At 71.6% G+C, this 17,387-nt stretch carries 9 protein-coding genes, 1 other RNA gene and 1 pseudogene; 5 read left to right on the top strand and 6 right to left on the bottom strand.

The annotated features are described in order from the left end of the window. Positions 1-198 precede the first annotated feature (198 nt). On the top strand, positions 199-7,251 hold the full coding sequence (locus ACFZBP_RS34950) for a DEAD/DEAH box helicase (protein ID WP_391419267.1): 7,053 nt from the start codon (positions 199-201) through the stop codon (positions 7,249-7,251). After that, positions 7,248-9,509: a UvrD-helicase domain-containing protein gene (locus ACFZBP_RS34945; RefSeq protein WP_391419264.1), complete on the top strand. Its 2,262-nt coding sequence runs from the start codon at positions 7,248-7,250 to the stop codon at positions 9,507-9,509. Before ACFZBP_RS34950 ends, ACFZBP_RS34945 begins: the two co-directional genes overlap by 4 nt. A gap of 233 nt (positions 9,510-9,742) precedes the next feature. Here ACFZBP_RS34945 and rnpB read toward each other — a convergent pair. Continuing rightward, an RNA gene (gene rnpB, locus ACFZBP_RS34940) (RNase P RNA component class A) lies at positions 9,743-10,144 on the bottom strand. Between the two features lie 187 nt (positions 10,145-10,331). Next, on the bottom strand, positions 10,332-10,910 hold the full coding sequence (locus ACFZBP_RS34935; protein ID WP_391419262.1) for a Uma2 family endonuclease: 579 nt from the start codon (positions 10,908-10,910) through the stop codon (positions 10,332-10,334). Positions 10,911-11,076: 166 nt separating this feature from the next. Between ACFZBP_RS34935 and ACFZBP_RS34930 the strand changes: the two are divergent. After that, positions 11,077-11,253, top strand: a pseudogene (locus tag ACFZBP_RS34930) (MerR family transcriptional regulator); the annotation flags it as partial. A gap of 92 nt (positions 11,254-11,345) precedes the next feature. Here the strand turns inward: ACFZBP_RS34930 and ACFZBP_RS34925 are convergent. Next, complete coding sequence (locus tag ACFZBP_RS34925; RefSeq protein WP_391419260.1) at positions 11,346-12,794, bottom strand: RNB domain-containing ribonuclease; 1,449 nt, start codon at positions 12,792-12,794, stop codon at positions 11,346-11,348. Positions 12,795-12,869: 75 nt separating this feature from the next. Between ACFZBP_RS34925 and yaaA the strand changes: the two genes are divergently transcribed. Then, positions 12,870-13,652 carry a peroxide stress protein YaaA gene (gene yaaA, locus ACFZBP_RS34920; protein WP_383450654.1) on the top strand — a complete coding sequence of 261 codons (783 nt, stop codon included), beginning with the start codon at positions 12,870-12,872 and terminating at the stop codon, positions 13,650-13,652. Positions 13,653-13,753: 101 nt separating this feature from the next. Further along, on the top strand, positions 13,754-14,392 hold the full coding sequence (gene eda, locus ACFZBP_RS34915) for a bifunctional 4-hydroxy-2-oxoglutarate aldolase/2-dehydro-3-deoxy-phosphogluconate aldolase (RefSeq protein WP_391419257.1): 639 nt from the start codon (positions 13,754-13,756) through the stop codon (positions 14,390-14,392). On the opposite strand, the gene ACFZBP_RS34910 is transcribed toward eda, so the two are convergent. The 3 genes from ACFZBP_RS34910 to ACFZBP_RS34900 are packed head-to-tail and all read right to left on the bottom strand — an operon-like array spanning position 14,375 to position 17,333. Then, entirely contained in the window at positions 14,375-15,709 is a 1,335-nt protein-coding gene (locus tag ACFZBP_RS34910; protein ID WP_391419255.1) for a bifunctional RNase H/acid phosphatase, read from the bottom strand. The two genes, eda and ACFZBP_RS34910, sit on opposite strands and share 18 nt — an antisense overlap. A 20-nt stretch (positions 15,710-15,729) precedes the next feature. Beyond that, positions 15,730-16,473, bottom strand: a complete 744-nt coding sequence (locus ACFZBP_RS34905) for a C4-type zinc ribbon domain-containing protein (RefSeq protein ID WP_391419469.1) — start codon at positions 16,471-16,473, stop codon at positions 15,730-15,732. Next, a complete protein-coding gene (locus tag ACFZBP_RS34900) occupies positions 16,470-17,333 on the bottom strand; it encodes a Nif3-like dinuclear metal center hexameric protein (RefSeq protein WP_391419253.1) in 864 nt (287 codons plus the stop codon). The genes ACFZBP_RS34905 and ACFZBP_RS34900 overlap by 4 nt, the downstream gene beginning before the upstream one ends. Positions 17,334-17,387 lie beyond the last annotated feature (54 nt).

Below are 17,387 nucleotides of genomic sequence, written 5' to 3'. Positions count from 1 at the left end.
GCCGGAAAGGGCGCCAATCAGCCATCGGTTCGCGGCTGGGCACGTCCGATGCGGCAGCGGGCCGGCGCCGGATCACCCGGACCGGGTGTACCCGTCCCCTCACACACTGTCCGACCTGCGCTATACGGTTGATCCGCACCACACGAGGCGACCGTTGCCACGCGCGCGTCTCGGGATCCACGGACGAAGGGGAGCGTCGTGAAGCCCACTCTGGCCGCCGCGCAGCTGCGGGGCAGTCTGACGCAGTACCTCACGACGACCTACGCGCTGGCCGACGACGACACCCGGCGGGCGCTGGAGCGGTTTCTGGGGGACCCGGAGTCGGGGATCTTCCGGGGACCGTATCTGCGGATCAGGACGCCGTTCCACAAGGCGGACGACGGGTGGGAACGGCATCTGGAGTGGCGGCCCGGGTTCGCACCGTGGCGGCACCAGGCCAAGGCATGGCAGCGGCTCAGCACGCTGGGCGGCAGGGAGGCCGAGCCGACGCTCGTGACGACCGGCACGGGTTCCGGCAAGACGGAGTCGTTCCTGGTGCCGGTGCTCGACCACTGCCGACGGCAGAAGGCGCTCGGGCGGCGCGGTGTGAAGGCGGTACTCCTGTATCCGATGAACGCGCTGGCCACCGACCAGGCGGGCCGCATCAGCGACTACCTGACCGCGACCGACCTCGCCCAGGTGACCGCGGGTCTGTACATCGGCGACCGGCCGGACACCGACTTCCGGCGGGTCCTGACCCGGCGCGAGGAGATGCGTGTCTCCCCGCCGGACGTGCTGATCACCAACTACAAGATGCTGGACCTGCTCCTGCAGCGCGGTGAGGACCGGGCCCTGTGGGAGGGCGCGGACGTCGCGTACGTGGTGCTGGACGAGTTCCACACCTACGACGGCGCGCAGGGCACTGACGTGGCCATGCTGCTGCGCCGGCTGGCGACGGCGGTCGGCGCGACGCGGCCGGACCGTCCGCTGGGGCGGATCTGCCCCGTGGCGACCTCCGCGACGCTCGGCGCGGGGAGGGCGGGCACGTCGGCCGGGGGCATCCTGGACGTGGCGGCGCAGGTGTTCGGCATGCCGTTCACGGCGGACGCGGTCATCGGCGAGGAGCGGATGACCGCCGAGGAGTTCACCGGCGAGGTCGACTACGCGCTTCCCGAGCCGCCCACTCCGCAGGAGGTCGTCGCGGTGTCGGGCGGCGTCGGCGTGGAGGCGAAGCCGGACCTGCTGGACCTGGACGGGCTCGCCGCCCGCATGCTGGGGCGGCAGGGCCTCGACGCGTTTCGTATCGGCCGTCTGTTGAAGCGGCACGACTTCACGCAGGGCGTGCTCGCGCTGCTCGACGGCGAGCCGCTGGACGAGTGGGGCCTACGGGACCGGCTCGCGCGCTTCGGATACGCCTGGGGGCGCACCGCCCGGGAGAATCCGCAGCTGGTGCTGCAAGCCCTGTCCCGTTTCGTGGCCCTGCTCTCCGCCGCCCGGGACCCCGACTCCGACGAACGGCGTCCGCGTCCGCTGCTGCACGTGGAGGCCCATCTCTGGGTGCGGCCGGTGACGCGTGTGCTGCGAGGGGTAGGTCGGACACCGGAGTTCCGCTGGTACCAGGACGACCGCACGCAGGCGCGGCGCGCTGCCCTGGCCGCGGCTCCCCCCTCGGACGAGGAAGACGGGTCCTCCTCGGGCAACGGGTTCTCGGGCGGGGCGAACCGGCCGCAGCCCCTGGCAGGCACGGATACGGCGGTGCGGCCCGCGCAGGTGCATCTGCCCGCCGTCTACTGCCGCGCGTGCGGGCGATCCGGCTGGGCCGCGCTGTCCCCGGAGTCCGATCCGCAGCAGCTCGTCATGGCACAGGACCGGATCTGGCGGGCCGGCGTCGGCCGTGACAAGCGCCGCATCCGCTACTTCATCTCTGCGACAGAGCCCGAGCGACGCCAGGCACTCGACGCGCTGACCGGGCGACTGCCCGCGGGCAGCGGCGTCGATCCGCTCTCCGTGGTGGTACTCGACGGGGCGCAGGGCACCTACCGGCTACCGACGGCGGGAGACGACGGAGACCTGGTGGACGCCTGGTTCGCGCTCGCGCTGCTCGACAAGAAGACCGCCGACAAGGCGGCAAGGGACGACCGCTGTCCGGCGTGCAACACCGACAACAGCATCCGGTTCCTCGGTACGGCACAGGCGGCGTTGGCCTCGGCCACGGTCACCCAGCTCTTCACGGGCGGGGACATCGCGCTGGTACCGGAGGAACGCAAGACGCTGCTGTTCAACGACTCGACGCAGGACGCCGCGCACCGCGCCGGGTACGTCGCCAACGCCTCGTACAAGTTCTCCCTGAGGTCACTGCTCGCGCACAACCTCGACGACTCGGGGGCGCCGACAGCGCTCAACGACCTGATCGGCAACGTACTCGACTCGGTGGACGACCCCGAGGCGCTGGCCGCCGTCGTACCGCCGGATCTGCACGACGAGCCGGGCGTCGACCGGGTGTTGTCGGGGCGCGGTACCGGCGACGCCCGTACCTGGCGGCTGATCGGTGAACGGCTGGCGTTCGCAACGGTCATGGAGTTCGGGCTGCGGTCACGGCTCGGTCGCACCCTGGAGCTCACGCGGACGGCCGCCGCCGAGGTCGTCGTTGAGAACCCCGAGCGGGTCACCGACCTCGCCCGTGATCTGCACCTCGCGCTGCCGGGCCAGATGGTGATGACGGGCGGACTCCCGACACCTGAGCGGTATCTCGCCTATGTGCGTGGCCTTCTGGAGCGGCTGCGGCTGCGCGGCGCGGTCCGGCACCGGTGGCTGGAGCAGTGGATGCGGGAGGCTGGTGCCGACCGGTTCCTCATCAGTGGGCGGCGACCGGACGGCATGCCCGCGTTCCCGGAAGGGGTCGCCCCGCCGAGGTTTCTGCTGGACGGCCAGAAGGACAGGACAGAGTTCGACGTGGTCACCGGTCGACAGGCCTGGTTCCAGGACTGGACCCGCCGCTGTCTGGGACTGGACGCCGTCGGGGCCACCGAGTACCTCCGCCGGCTGCTGCCCGCCCTGGCCGACGAGCACGTGCTCAGCGTGCGGACGGCAAAGGACCGCACCACACGCGTCTACGGTCTCCAGCCCGGCCACATCCAGGTACGGCTGCTGGACGACTCGATCGTCAACAAGGCGTTCGTGGCGTGCGAGGACTGCGGCTGGCAGCAGGTCGTGCCCCCGGAGCGGCGTACTCGCTGGTACGGCCATCCGTGCCCGCGCTACCGGTGCAAGGGCTACCTGACACCGCCGCAACCAGGAATGCGCCTCTCGGCACCGTCCGAACCGGACGGCGTCAGCGGGGGCGTCACGGGGGCGGGCTTCGGTGCTCCGCAGGAGCGGGACTACACAAACGACTACTACCGGCGGCTCTACCTGACCGGTGGCACCTTCCGTGTCGTGACGGCCGAGCACACCGGCATGCTGACCCGTGCGCAGCGCGAGCAAGTCGAGCGGACCTTCCGCGCCGGCACGCACTACACCGACCCGAACGTTCTGTCCTGCACTCCCACGCTGGAACTCGGCATCGACATCGGCGACCTATCGGCCGTCCTGATCGGGTCGCTGCCGAAGGGGCCCGCGAACTATGTGCAGCAGTCGGGCCGCGCGGGACGTAAGACGGGCAACGCGCTGGTCGTCGCGTTCGGCGGACGCCGGGCTCGGGACCTGTACTACCTGGACCAGCCGCGAGAGATGATCGCGGGCGACATCGTGCCGCCGGGCTGCTATCTGTCGGCGGTGGAGATCCTGCGCCGCCAGTACACCGCGTGGCTCCTGGACCTCGCCGCGCGGGGCGGGCTCAGGACCGCGGACGGCGAGCAGTTGCAGCCGGTGCCCCGGCTGGCGTCCGCTCTCTTCGGAACGACGGGTTGGTGCCAGGACCTCGCGGATGCCGCACAGACGTATGGGGCGACACTCGTCGAGCAGTTCCTGGCCCTGTTCCCCGAGGGCGGGTCCCCCGTGCAGGGCCCAGGTGACTCCCCCTCGCGGGACGGTGACGACGCCGGGGTGTCCGCGCACGCCGCCGACGCACTCCGGGAGTACGCGAACGGCGGCATCGTGCGCGCGCTCCAGGAGGCGGAGGAGGACTGGACGGGACGGCGAGAGGAGCTGCGGCGCAGGATCGCCGCGATCGACGAGGCGGTCGACGCGCTTGCCCGCACGGACGAGATCCAGGACCGCGAACGGCGGGAACTGCTCGCCGAACGCCGCAGCACCGGCGATCTGTTGCGGGACCTGAGCCGGACCAGCGCACACGGCACGCTCGTCGAGCTGGGTCTCTTGCCGAACTACAGCCTGGCCGACACCACGACGCAGCTGGAGGCCACGCTGTACTGGTCCGAGGTCCCCTCGGACACCGACGAGACCGTCCAGACGCCCGGCGGTACCGAGGCGCCCAGGGAACACCGCACCCCCGCCGGTACACCTCGCGTCTACCGCAGCGAGACCCGCGACTACGAGCGCTCCCGCAAGATCGCCCTCACCGAACTCGCCCCGGGCAACAGCTTCTACGTCAACGGCTACAAGCACGTGGTACGCGCCCTCGACATCGGCAGCCCGGAACGCCGGGCCTGGTCGGTGTGGCGGCTGTGCCCGGCCTGCGGGTACGTGCGCACACGCGACGCACAGACCGACACCTCACCCTGTCCGCGCTGCGACGGACGTGAGATCGCGGACGCGGGGTGTGTCCAGTACGTGCTCCAGCCGCGTCGGGTCGTGGCGCGCGACAAGCGGGACGACGCACGGGTGCGCGACGACCGCGACGAGCGCGCCCGCCGGCAGTACGCGGTCCTCACCACCGTGGACATCGACCCCGCGCACCTGGCGACCGGTTCCTGGCGGCACGACACGGCGACCTTCGGCGTGGACTTCTCCCGCCGAGCCGTCATCAGAACGCTAAACCTGGGACTCGACCGGCAGGACGGCAGCTCCACGGTTCCGCTGGCGGGCGAGGACGTCCGGATCAACCCGTTCTACGTCTGCACGAGTTGCGGCGGCGCGACGGCGGACGGCCGGCCGGTCGTCGACCAGTCGCAGCACGCGCTGACCGAATCGGGGGCCGCTGCCACGAAGGGGAGCGCCCACCATCTGCTGTGGTGCCCCCGGCGACGCACTCAGGGCTCCGGGCACGGCGAGAGGCGAGGGACGGGTCAGGACGTACCGCTGCTACTGGCTCACGAGTTGACCACGGAAGCCGTACGCATTCTGCTGCCCGCCTCCGTGACACGGGCCCGGGAGCGGCTCGCCTCGTTCACCGCGGCGCTGTTCGCCGGTATCGCGGCGCGCTACGGCGGCGACCCCGACCACATCGAGATCGCCGCGGCCTCAATGCCGGACAGTCCGGAACAGCTCGGCTCCGACTTCCCGCGGCGCTTCCTCGTCGTCTACGACCGGCTGCCCGGCGGCACCGGCTATCTGCACCGGCTGGCATCCGCGGCCGGGTTCCGGGAGGTGCTGCTGAAGGCACGCGAGGTCATCGAAAACTGCCCCTGCCAGCAGAAGGAGTTGGACGGCTGCCACCAGTGCCTCCTGCGCAGGGTGCCCCCGTCGGACTACGACCGGGTCTCCCGCCGCGAAGTCCAGTCCATGCTGGACGAACTGCTGGGAGCCGATGGCGAACGCTGGCGGACCTCACCGGTCTCGACGACCCGCCAGATCCCGCTGGAACAGCAGGCGGAGAGCGACCTGGAGGTCATGTTCGTCGACACGCTGGAGGAGTGGGCCAAGCAGCCGGAGTCCCGTGCGGCGGCGGACACTTACACCACCCCGGCGGGCACCCGGGCGCTGGATCTGCGGCTGACGACCGGCGACGGAGCGACCGTGAGCTGGCGGGTTTCGCAGCAGCGCGTCCTGGACGGCACCCGACCCGACGTGCTCTTCGAGCGGCTCGACGCTCCCGGACCACGGCTCGCCGTCTATCTGGACGGATACCGGTATCACGCGAGCCCCGAGCACAACCGTCTCGCGGACGACGCGACGAAACGGGCCCGGCTGCGGGCCGACGGGCTGAGGGTGTTCCAACTGACGTACTACGACGTCAAGGAGTGGCGACTCCGCGTCCGCGACACCGGCTATGCCGGAGTCGCCCCCGTCGATCCGGTGTGGATGCCGTACGACCGGACGGCGCAGGACCGGGCGCGCTCCTACTACGCCCAGACCCGGGGTGGGCTGCCCGGAGAGCTGTCGGAGACCGTCTGGGTCAACCCGGCCGAGCTGCTGCTCGCCTACCTTCGTGACCCTGACGCGCGACGGTGGCACCATCGCGCCGAAGCCACCGTGGCCGGGCTCATCGGCGCACCTGGCCTGCGCGACGCACCGGTCGGGGCGGAAGCGGCCGGCCGAGCCATCGAGGCGGCGTTGCGCGACGAGGTCGTGGACGAGCCGAAGGGGCCTTTGCGTGTCCTCGCGTCGACGGACAGGTCCGGATGCCGCCTCGTCCTGGTCGCCGACGTGCGGCACCGGCCCCCGACCTGGACGGGGCTGACACTCCTGGACGACAGCGCCCAAGCCGTCGCGGAGGAAAAGACCCACAAAAGGCGTTGGCAGGCCTGGCTGTACTGGAGCAACGTGCTGCAGTTCCTGGAGCACGGCGGGGGCGACAGCGCCCAGCTCACCACCACGCTGCTCGACGGCTTCACCGCCGACGTGCTGACCGTGACCGGTGGCCAGGGGTGGCTGCCCTCAACGCGGGTCACGCCAGTCGTCAACGGCGAGCCTCAGCGGGCACCGGACAGCCTGCCACCGGTTGCCGTGACCGCCGGACTGCCTGCGGTGCCGGCGAGAACGACCGAGGAACCGCCGTCCGACACCCGCCCCCTGCGGGACGGCGCCTGGGACGCGGTACTGGAGTACGTGGACCCCGACGAAGCCGGCCTGGCCGAACTGGCTCACGCGCTCGCCGAACTGGGCGTTCCCGCGCCTGAGGACGGCTTCGAACTCGACGAACACGGATGGCAGGCCGAACTGGCCTGGCCGGACGCCCGGCTCGGCGTGGTGCTGGCGCCACAAGGGACGCCCGAGGAGCCGGATCACGAGGCGCAGGACCGTGACCGTGCCTTCGCCGCCGCCCATTGGGACGTACGTCCGGCGGGCGAATGGACCGCGGAGGAGATCGCCGGACGCCTCGGCGACGCTGCCGCGCGGACAAGCGGCGGCAGTCCTACGGGAGCGGGGCGGCCGGAAGCCGGCACGACCAGGAACGACAAGAACGAGAACGAAAACGGGGAGTTGGCATGACGAGGACCGGGGGCGTGACGCTGCGCCTGCTCGACAAGGCGGACAAGGAGATCCTCCGGCTCCCGCGCACGGTCAAGGGCGCGCTGTTCGACTTCCAGCACAAGTTCAAGGAGAACCCGCGGACCCCGGGGCTCAAGCTGAAGCAGCTCAAGGGCGACAGCCGCATCTGGTCCGCTCGGATCAACGACGAGTACCGCGCCCTCCTGCTCAGACTGGCCGAAGACGACTGGCTCATCGTCTCGGTCAAGCACCGCAAGGAGGTCTACGACCGGCTGGCGTACGGAATCAACACCGTCACCGGTGGTATCGAGTACGTCGACCTCCAGGTGGTGGAGGACAGCGTGCTGCGGCGCATCCCTCCGCAGGAGCCACCGACCGCCGCCCCGGCCGTTCCAGCCCCCTCCGCCGAAGCCCACCCCCGCACTCCCGAGCCGCTGTTCGCCGCCTGGACCGACGGGCAGCTGATCGAACTGGGCGTGGCCGAGCCCCTGGTTCCGGTCATCCGCTCACTCACCACCGATGAACAGCTCCTCGGTCTGATCGAGTACGCGCCGCAGCTCACCGGCGAAGTCCTGCTCGCGCTCTACGACGGAAAGCCCTTCGAAGAGGTACTGGACGAGGTCACCGCCCCCGTCGCCGCTCCGGAGCCTGTCGACACCGAGGACTTCCAGACGGCAGCCGAACGGCCGGCCACCGTTGTCACCACGTCCGACGACGCGCTGCGCGAGGCCCTGGAGGCAGGGGACTTCGGCCGTTGGAAGGTCTTCCTCCACCCTGCTCAGTCCAAGCTGGTCGAGCGCCGCTACTCCGGTCCCGCACGGGTCGGTGGCGGCCCAGGCACCGGGAAGACCATCGTCGCCCTGCACCGCGTCCGCCACCTCGTGTCCCAGCTGCCGTCCGGTCACAGCAAGCCGGTGCTGCTGACCACCTACAACAAGAATCTCGCTGCCGACCTACGCTCCCGCCTCCTGGAACTGGGCGGTGAGCAGTTGCTGTCGCGGGTGGAGGTGAGCCACGTCGACCAGCTTGCGCTACGCGTCGTGAGGGAAGCCGAACCCGGCAGCCGCAAGCAGACCATCGACGACAGCCAGGCCGTACGGGAATGGCGTGCGATGCTCGACGAACTCGGCGAGAGCGGCTGGGACGCGGAGTTCCTGCACGACGAGTGGACGCAGGTGATCCTCGGGCAGGCCGTCGGTACCCGCACTGACTACTTCCGGGCCCGCCGGGCCGGACGCGGCAAGAACATCGGCCGGGCCGAAAGGGCAACCATCTGGCAGCTCGCCGAACGCTTCACGCAGCGTCTGGACCGGCTCGGACGCCAGACGTGGGACCAGGTCGCCGAACGGGCCGCCCGTCTGGAGATAGGGCGCGAGCAGCGCATCCGCGCCATCGACCGGCAGCGGGAGGACGCGGGCGGTCTGGACAACGTCCACCTCCAGGACGGCTCGGGCGGCTGGCTCCGCTACCGGTACCGGCACATCGTGGTCGACGAGGCCCAGGACCTGCGCCCCGCTCACTGGAAGATGCTGCGCGCCATGACAGCGCGCGACTCGGATGACCTGTTTCTGGTGGGTGACACCCATCAGCGCATCTACAAGAACCAGGTGACGCTGGGCAGCCTCGGTATCAACATCCGGGGCCGGTCCGCGAAGCTCAGCCTCAGTTATCGGACAACACGGCAGATCCTGCGCTCCGCGCTGGAGGTGCTGGGCGAGGAGACGTACGACGACCTCGACGGGAACTCGGAGACCCTCGCCGGATACCGTTCCGTGCTCAGCGGCAGCGCACCCGGCATGCACCCGTGCACGGACTGGCAGGCGGAACGCGAGGCGATCGCCGCGCACATCCTGGCCTGGGACGCCCACCCGGACGAGCGGATCGCACACGAGCAGATCGCCATCTGCGTTCCCACCAATGTGATGGCCAGTGAGCTGGGAAACACACTCGGGGAACACGGCATCCGGGCCCTGGAGATCGGCGCCGACGGCGCCCGGGGCGAGCCCGGAGTCCACATCGGGACCATGTTCCGGTTCAAAGGGTTGGAGTACCAGCGCATGATCATCGCCGGGGTCAGCGACGGCCTGGTCCCCCGCGAGCAGGTCAACCGATTGCGTCAGCTGGACCCAGCCCGCTACCGGAGGGAACTCCAGCGGGCTCGATCCCTGTTGTTCGTGGCGGTGACCCGGGCACGCGACAGCCTCGACATCTTCTGGCACGGCACCCCGAGCCCGTTCCTGCGTCGTCTGCCATCCTGAGCGGCGAGCAGCAGCGGAAAATCTCAAGGATTTGACACTGGCCGGGCTGCAAGGCGCGGAGAATCACCGCAACCCAGTGATCAGGACGAGTGCCCGCAATGGCTACCTTCGTGGCTACGCTCGTAGCCGTGAGGTCCGGTTTGAGCCGGTACGGACCGGGGTTCGACCAAGCTCGCGACTCGGCAAGAAAGGGCACCTGACCAGTATGTTCCCTGGTCATGGGCCCTTGGCGGCAGACGAGTCGGGCTGTACGCCGGGTTCTGTTCCGAGGGGTCCTCACGAACCCCCCGGCGACGGCCATCCATCTACGACCGGCGTTGCCGCCGGCCTCCTGCGGTCTACCCGCGGACTCGGGCGGGCAGCCCTCGAACGTCCGCGCAGAAACACCGGGGTGTTTCCTCTTGACCTTGCTCCGGGTGGGGTTTACCTAGCTGCTCAGGTCACCCTGAGCACTGGTGGTCTCTTACACCACCGTTTCACCCTTACCGAGGACCGAGGCCCCCGGCGGTCTGCTTTCTGTGGCACTGTCCCGCGGGTCACCCCGGGTGGCCGTTAGCCACCACCCTGCCCTGTGGAGCCCGGACGTTCCTCGGGAAGCTCCCTGGGGAGCTCCACGCGGCCGTCCGCCCGGCTCGTCTGCCGTGTGGACCATGTTACCGGCCCGGGCGGGGCGGCCGTCGCCAGGACCGAGCCGGCGAGGGTCAGGAGGAAGGCGGCCGGCACGCCGGGCGTCAGGGACTCGTCCCAGGAACACCGCGCCCGCCGCCACCTTGATCAGCAGATACGGGATGCCACACCCGCCGGAACCAGAGAGTGAGGTGCTCAGAGAAAGTCCGTCGTGTCCAGGTCGAAGGCGAAGGGCTCCGGGAGGTCGAGGGGTTTGCCGAGAGGGCGCGTGCAGTGCTCTCGGTAGTCGTCCCTCTCCGGGCTGCTGAAGAGCGTGACCGACGAGGCCTCGCGGTCGACGAGCAGGTAGAGCGGGATGCCGCCGCGGGCGTAGCAGCGGCGCTTGGCCTCGCGGTCGGCCTTGGGCTTGGTCGACGTCACCTCCAGGACCATGGCGACCCCGTCGCAGGGCATCCAGGAGTCGGCGCCCCGGTAGAGCCGCAGCTTCGTGGGAGCGAAGGTACCGTCCGGGATCACGTGGTCCTTCGGGCAGCCGCCTCCGCTCTGCAGCTTCAGCCCCTTGTTTCCGGAGAAGTCCATGTCGGTCCGGGACCGCCTGATCACCTGTTTCATGATCAGATTGATGTAGTCCTCGTGATCCCCGTCCGGCGGCGGCGTCACAACGATCTCGCCCTCGATCAACTCGGCCCGGAAACCCTCCGGGGTGTCCAGGGCGAGAAAGCCCTCCAGCAGGACCTTTTCCTGCGTGAGCGGCTCGTGGGCCATGGCAGTCATGTCACGCCCCTCCTTCGGTCGCTCGCCAGCCTTGGACATCGGAAGATCACCTGTCCGTGAGATCGGGAACCGTTCCCTCGATCGTGGCACACCGGCAGCGCCACCGTCAGGCGGCGACCCGGCGTCCGCTTGACCTTGTCGCAACGTCAACGTCTCTACTGATCCCATGCGGATCGGAGAACTCGCCGCCACGGTCGGCGTCACCACGCGGACCGTGCGGCACTACCACCATCAGGGTCTGCTGCCCGAACCGGAGCGGCGGCCGAACGGCTATCGGGAGTACACGCTGCGCCACGCGGTCGTGCTCGCGCGGATCCGGCGGCTGACCGAGCTGGGCTCGGGCGGCCCGCCGCGGGTGGGGTCGGCGCGGGGCCAGGGCGCGGGCGATGCCGACGCGGCTGCACTGCGACGAGGCCGCCGACCTCGTCGAGGCGGTCAAGCGGGCTCGAACCGCACCTTCGCCGCTCGCGTGAGGCGGACCCGGAGCCGCTCGCCCAGCGGCAGCGGGTCCCCGTCGGTGTTCTCGATCCGGCCGATGACCGCCGGGGACTCCAGCTGGACCGTCCCGACGGCAGGACGACGCTCCTCGACGTCCACCACCCAGCCGTCGAACACCTCCCCCACCCGGTCCTTGAGCAGCGCCCCCTCGACGAGGTCCAGGCACTCCCGCTCCACCGTGCCCGCCCGCCGGGCGCCCTCGGCCATCCGCGCGGGCAGCGCGTCGAGGCCGTCCCGCACCCAGTCGGGCACCGGCTGCCCCGCCGCCACCGCGAGGCAGACCTCGCAGGCGTAGCGGTCGGCGAGGCGGCGCAAGGGGGCCGTGCAGTGGGCGTACGGGGCGGCCACGGCGGAGTGGGTGGTGATGGCGGGCAGGGCGCCGTCCCGGAAGACGGTGTAGCCGGCGCCGCGCAGCAGCGTCGTGCACTCCTGGAGGAAGGCCGCGTGGTGCGGGCGGTGCGGGTCGAGGGAGCGGACGAGTTGGGCGTACGAGACGTGGTGCGGCCAGTCGATGCGCAGGGCGTGCGCGGTACGGCGGAGCCGGCCGACGGCGCCGTCGGGGGCGGGCGGGAGGGTGCGCAGGATGCCCGTGCCGCCGGTCAGCATCAGGTCGGCCGCGGCCATGCCGGTCAGCAGGGAGATCTGGGCGTTCCAGCCGTCGGCGGGGAGTGGGGCGCGGTAGGCGAGCTCGTAGGTGTGGTCGCGCTCGATGATCTCCTGCTCGGGCACGCTGAGCGAGATCCCGCCCCGCTGGACCTCCAGCTTCTCCCGCAGCTCCCCGATCTCCTTGAGCAGCGCGAGCGGCTCCTCGGCCGTCCCGCCGTCGATCTCCTTCTGCACGCCCGCGTAGTCCAGCTTGGCCCGGCTGCGCACGAGGGCGCGGCGGACGTCGACGGCGAGCGTACGGCCGTCCGCGTCGAGGTCGATCGTCCACAGCACGGCCGGCCGGTCGCGACCCGGCAGCAGGCTCGCCGCGCCCTCGCTCAGCGACTCGGGATGCAGCGGGACGCGCAGGTCGGGGAAGTACAGGGTCGTCACCCGCCGGTGGGCCTCGCCGTCGAGCGCGCCCGAGGGTACGACGAAGGCGGCGACGTCGGCGATGGCGTACCGGACGCGGTAGCCGCTGCCGCTCCCGGCGCGGGTGCCCTGGCGGGACAGGTGCATCGCCTGGTCGAGGTCGGTGGAGGTGGGAGGGTCGACGGTGAAGAAGGGGATGTCGGTGGCGTCGTACGGCGGGCGGGCCGGGGCCTTCGCGGCCCGCTCGGCCTCCACCAGCACCTCGGGCGGGAAGCTCCCGGGGACGCCGAGTTCGGTGCGCAGCGCGGTGAGGGCGGTCCGGAGGGGGGCCTCGGGGGCGCCGGTCACCCGGATGTGGCGGCGGGGCATGAGTCGAGCGTAGGGCGCGGGCCGCCGACCGGCACGCCGTACCCTCTGTGTCGGAGTGTGAGAGAAGGAGTACGTGTGCTTGTCCTGCTGCCGCCTTCCGAGGGGAAGGCCTCGTCCGGTCGGGGTGCCTCGCTGAAGCTGGAGTCCCTGTCCCTGCCGGGACTGACCGAAGCCCGCCAGGCCGTGCTGAATGAGCTGGTGGAGCTGTGCGGCGGCGACGAGGACAAGGCGCGCGACGTCCTCGGGCTGAGCGAGGGGCTGCGCGGGGAGGTCGCGAAGAACGTCGGGCTGCGCACGGCGGGGGCGCGGCCGGCCGGGGAGATCTACACCGGTGTGCTGTACGACGCCCTGGACCTGGCGTCGCTGGACGCTGCGGCGAAGAAGCGGGCGGCCAGGTCGCTGCTGGTGTTCTCGGGGCTGTGGGGCGCGGTGCGGGTCAACGACCGCATCCCCTCCTACCGTTGCTCGATGGGCGTGAAGCTGCCCGGCCTCGGGGCGCTCGGCGCGCACTGGCGGGAGCCGATGGCGCGGGTGCTGCCCGAGGTGGCCGGGGACGGGCTGGTGCTGGATCTGCGGTCGTCGGCGTACGCGACGGCGTGGAAGCCGAAGGGCGAGGTGGCCGGGCGGACGGCGACGGTAAGGGTGCTGCACGCGCCGACCCGGAAGGTCGTCAGCCACTTCAACAAGGCCACGAAGGGGCGGATCGTACGGAGCCTGCTGACGGCCGGGGCGGCGCCCAAGGACCCGGCCGGGCTGGTGGAGGCGTTGCGGGACCTCGGGTACGAGGTGGAGGTGGAGGCGCCGGCCAGGGCGGGGAAGGCGTGGACGCTGGACGTGCTGGTGGCGGAGATCCACTGAGGTACAGCCACTGAGGTACAGCAGCTGAGGTACAGCCGCAGGGCGTTGCATTGTGCGCAATGACCTTTGCGCACAGTGCTTGACATCGGCAGGATGAGCCCATGCCCTCTCCCCTGCCTGCCTCCGTGCTGGATCTCGCTCCCGTCGTCCCCGTGGTCGTGGTCGACGACGCCTCCGACGCCGTACCGCTGGCCCGGGCCCTCGTCTCCGGCGGGCTGCCCGCGATCGAGGTGACCCTGCGGACGCCGGCCGCGCTCCGGGCGATCCGGGCGATCGCGGACGCCGTGCCGGACGCGGTGGTCGGGGCGGGCACCGTGATCACGCCGGAGCAGGTGACGGACTCGGTCACGGCGGGGGCGCGTTTCCTGGTCAGCCCCGGCTGGACGGACGTACTGCTGGACGCGATGCGCGCGTCCGGGGTGCCGTTCCTGCCAGGGGTGTCCACCACCTCGGAGGTCGTGGCGCTCCTGGAGCGCGGGGTGCGGGAGATGAAGTTCTTCCCGGCCGAGGCGGCGGGCGGTACGGCGTACCTGAAGTCGCTGGCCGGGCCCTTGCCGCAGGCCCGGTTCTGCCCCACGGGCGGCATCGGCCCGGCGACGGCACCAGGCTATCTCGCACTTCCCAACGTCGGCTGCGTGGGCGGGAGTTGGATGCTCCCGGCGGACGCGGTGGCGGCGCGGGACTGGGAGCGGGTGGCGGCGCTGGCGCGCGCGGCGGCCGGGCTACGGGCGCAGGTGTGAGGTGTCGTTGAAGAGCCGCACGCTCGCGTTGCCGTCGGCGTAGTACGCCACGGCCGAGAGGGAGGCCGCCGAGAGTTCCATGCGGAACAGGGACTCGGACGGGGCGCCCAGGGCGAGGCGGACGAACGTCTTGATGGGCGTGACGTGCGAGACGAGCAGGACCGTACGGCCGGCGTGGGCCGCGACCAGCTTGTCGCGGGTGGCGGCGATCCGGGTGGCGGTCGCCGCGAAGCTCTCGCCCTCGCCGGTGGGGCGGGCCTCCGGGTCGGCCAGCCAGGCGTCGAGGTCCTCGGGGTGGCGCTCGCGCACCTCGCCGAAGGTGAGCCCCTCCCAGGCGCCGAAGTCGGTCTCGCGCAGACCGTCGTCGACGGTCACCTCCAGACCGAGGTGGGCCGCGACGATCCCGGCGGTCTCCCGGGTGCGGGCGAGCGGCGACGCCACGATGGCCTGGATGGTGCCGCGCCGGGCGAGGGCGGCGCCGACGCGCTCGGCCTGGTCCCGGCCGATGTCGGAGAGGGACGGGTCGGTGCCGCCGCTGCCGGAGAACCGCTTCTGCGGGGTGAGCGGGGTCTCGCCGTGCCGGAGCAGGACGAAGGTGGCGGGCGCGCCCATGTCGGCGGGGGCCCAGCCGGACGAGGGCGCGGCCACGGTGCGGGCGGCCCTGACATCACCCTCGGCCTTGGCCCTGGACCCGGCCTTCGCAGCGGGAGCGGAAGCAGCGGCCGGACGGCGCCCCTCCGCCAGCGCCGCACGCGCTCGCGCCGCGCCCGCGGCGGCGTCTCCCGGCGGGCCGGACGGCTCGGGTTCGGCCACGGTCGCCGCGGCCTGCGTAGCTCTCGCGGCCCGCGCGGCTCTCGCGTCAGCCGCCTCCAGCTCCGCCGTCGAAGCCGCCGCCGACCACTGCTCCCCCCGCTTCCCGGCGTCCATCACCTCGTTGGCCAGCCGGTCCGCGTGCTTGTTCTGCTCGCGGGGGATCCACTCGTACGTCACCTGGGGCGCCGCGAAGACCCGCGCCGCCTCGAAGGCCAGCGGCTTCATGTCGGGGTGCTTGATCTTCCAGCGGCCCGACATCTGCTCGATGACGAGCTTGGAGTCCATGCGGACGTGGATCGTGGCCGCGGGGTCCAGCTCGTACGCGGCCCGCAGGCCGGCCACCAGTCCCCGGTACTCGGCTACGTTGTTCGTGGCGACGCCGATGTACTCGGCCACCTCGGCCAGCGTCTGCCCCGTCGCCGCGTCGATCACGACCGCTCCGTAGCCCGCGGGCCCCGGGTTGCCCCGTGACCCGCCGTCGGCCTCGACGATGAACTCCCGCACGGCACAGACTCCCAGAGTTCCTAGAGGCCCGACTCGGCCGTACGCACCAGGATCCGGCGGCAGTTCTCGCACCGCACCACCGTGTCGGGAGCGGCCGCGCGGATCTCGTTGATGTCCGTGATGGACAGCTCCTGGCGGCAGCCCTGGCAGGTGCGCTGGTACAGCTTGGCCGCGCCGATGCCGCCCTGCTGCTCGCGCAGCTTGTCGTAGAGCTTGAGCAGGTCGGCGGGGACGGCGCTCGCGATGACCTCGCGCTCCTTCGTCACGGTGGCCACCTCGCCGTCGATCTCCTCGAACGCGGCGTCCCGGCGGGCGGTCGCGTCGTCGACCTTCCCCCGGACGGCGCCGACCCGCTCGGTCAGCTCGGCGACCCGCTCCTGCGCGGACTCCCGGCGCTCCATGACCTCCAGGACGATGTCCTCCAGGTCGCCCTGGCGCTTGGCGAGGGAGGCGATCTCGCGCTGGAGGTTCTCCAGGTCCTTCGGGGAGGTGATGGCACCGGAGTCCAGGCGCTGCTGGTCGCGGGTGGCGCGCTGGCGCACCTGGTCCACGTCCTGCTCGGCCTTGGTCTGCTCGCGGGCGGTGTCGCTCTCCTCGGTCTGCGCGGCCACGAGCAGGTCGCGCAGCTGGGTGTGGTCCTTGGTCAGCGACTCGATCTCGGCGTGCTCGGGCAGCGACCTCCGCCGGTGCGCGAGCTGCTGGAGACGGACGTCGAGGGCCTGGACGTCGAGGAGGCGGATCTGGTCGGCGGGCGCGGCGTTCAGTTGGGGGCTCCAGATGTATCGGTGACGAAGGATGCCGCGTGGGCGGTCCAGGGGTCGGTGACCGTCTTCGAGACGTGGACGCGCAGGTCCCATCCGTTGCGGTCGGAGATCTCGTCGAGCTGGGTGGCGGCCAGCTCGCACCAGGGCCACTCGGTGGCCCAGTGCGCCGCGTCGAGCAGCGCGAGAGGTCTGGGGGCCACAGCCGCCGTGAATTCCGCCGCCGGGTGGTGGCGGAGGTCCGCGGTGAGGAAGGCGTCGACACCGGCGGCCCGGACCTGGTCGAAGAGGCTGTCGCCGGAGCCGCCGCTGACGGCGATCGTACGGACCGTCGCCTCGGGGTCGCCGGCCACGCGGATGCCCTGCGCGGTGGCGGGCAGGCGCTCGGCGGCGCGGGCGGCGAGTTCACGGACGGTCAGCGGGTGGTCGAGCTCGCAGATCCGGCCCAGGCCCCGGCGGCCCGTCGGGTCGCTCGCGTCCGGCACCAACGGTCGGACCACCCGCAGGTCCAGGGCGCCGGCCAGCGCGTCGCTGACTCCCGGGTCGGCGGTGTCGGCGTTGGTGTGCGCCACGTGCAGGGCGATGTCGTTCTTGATCAGCGTGTGCACGACCCGGCCCTTGAAGGTGGAGGCCGCGACGGTCGTCGTACCGCGCAGATAGAGCGGGTGGTGGGTGACCAGCAGGTCGGCGCCCAGCTTCACCGCCTCGTCCACGATCTCCTGGACCGGGTCGACGGCGAACAGGACCCGGGAGACCTCCTGGTCGGGGTCGCCCACGACGGTGCCGACCGCGTCCCAGGACTCGGCCCGCTCGGCGGGCCACAGGTTCTCCAGCGCGGCGATGACTTCAGACAGACGGGGCACGGGGGAAAGGCTACCTGGCTGTTCCGTACGGCTGTACCGGTCCCGGAGCCCGCG

The organism is Streptomyces sp. NPDC008086 (assembly GCF_042957325.1).
Taxonomy (GTDB): domain Bacteria; phylum Actinomycetota; class Actinomycetes; order Streptomycetales; family Streptomycetaceae; genus Streptomyces.
This window is presented reverse-complemented; position numbering and strand designations above follow the sequence as displayed.

What these genes read in the sequence shown, in the direction of transcription:
- ACFZBP_RS34935 (WP_391419262.1), bottom strand. Translation starts at nt 10,910, where the DNA reads ATGACTGCCATGGCCCACGAGCCGCTCACGCAGGAAAAGGTCCTGCTG.
- ACFZBP_RS34945 (WP_391419264.1), top strand. Translation starts at nt 7,248, where the DNA reads ATGACGAGGACCGGGGGCGTGACGCTGCGCCTGCTCGACAAGGCGGAC.
- ACFZBP_RS34925 (WP_391419260.1), bottom strand. Translation starts at nt 12,794, where the DNA reads ATGCCCCGCCGCCACATCCGGGTGACCGGCGCCCCCGAGGCCCCCCTC.
- eda (WP_391419257.1), top strand. Translation starts at nt 13,754, where the DNA reads ATGCCCTCTCCCCTGCCTGCCTCCGTGCTGGATCTCGCTCCCGTCGTC.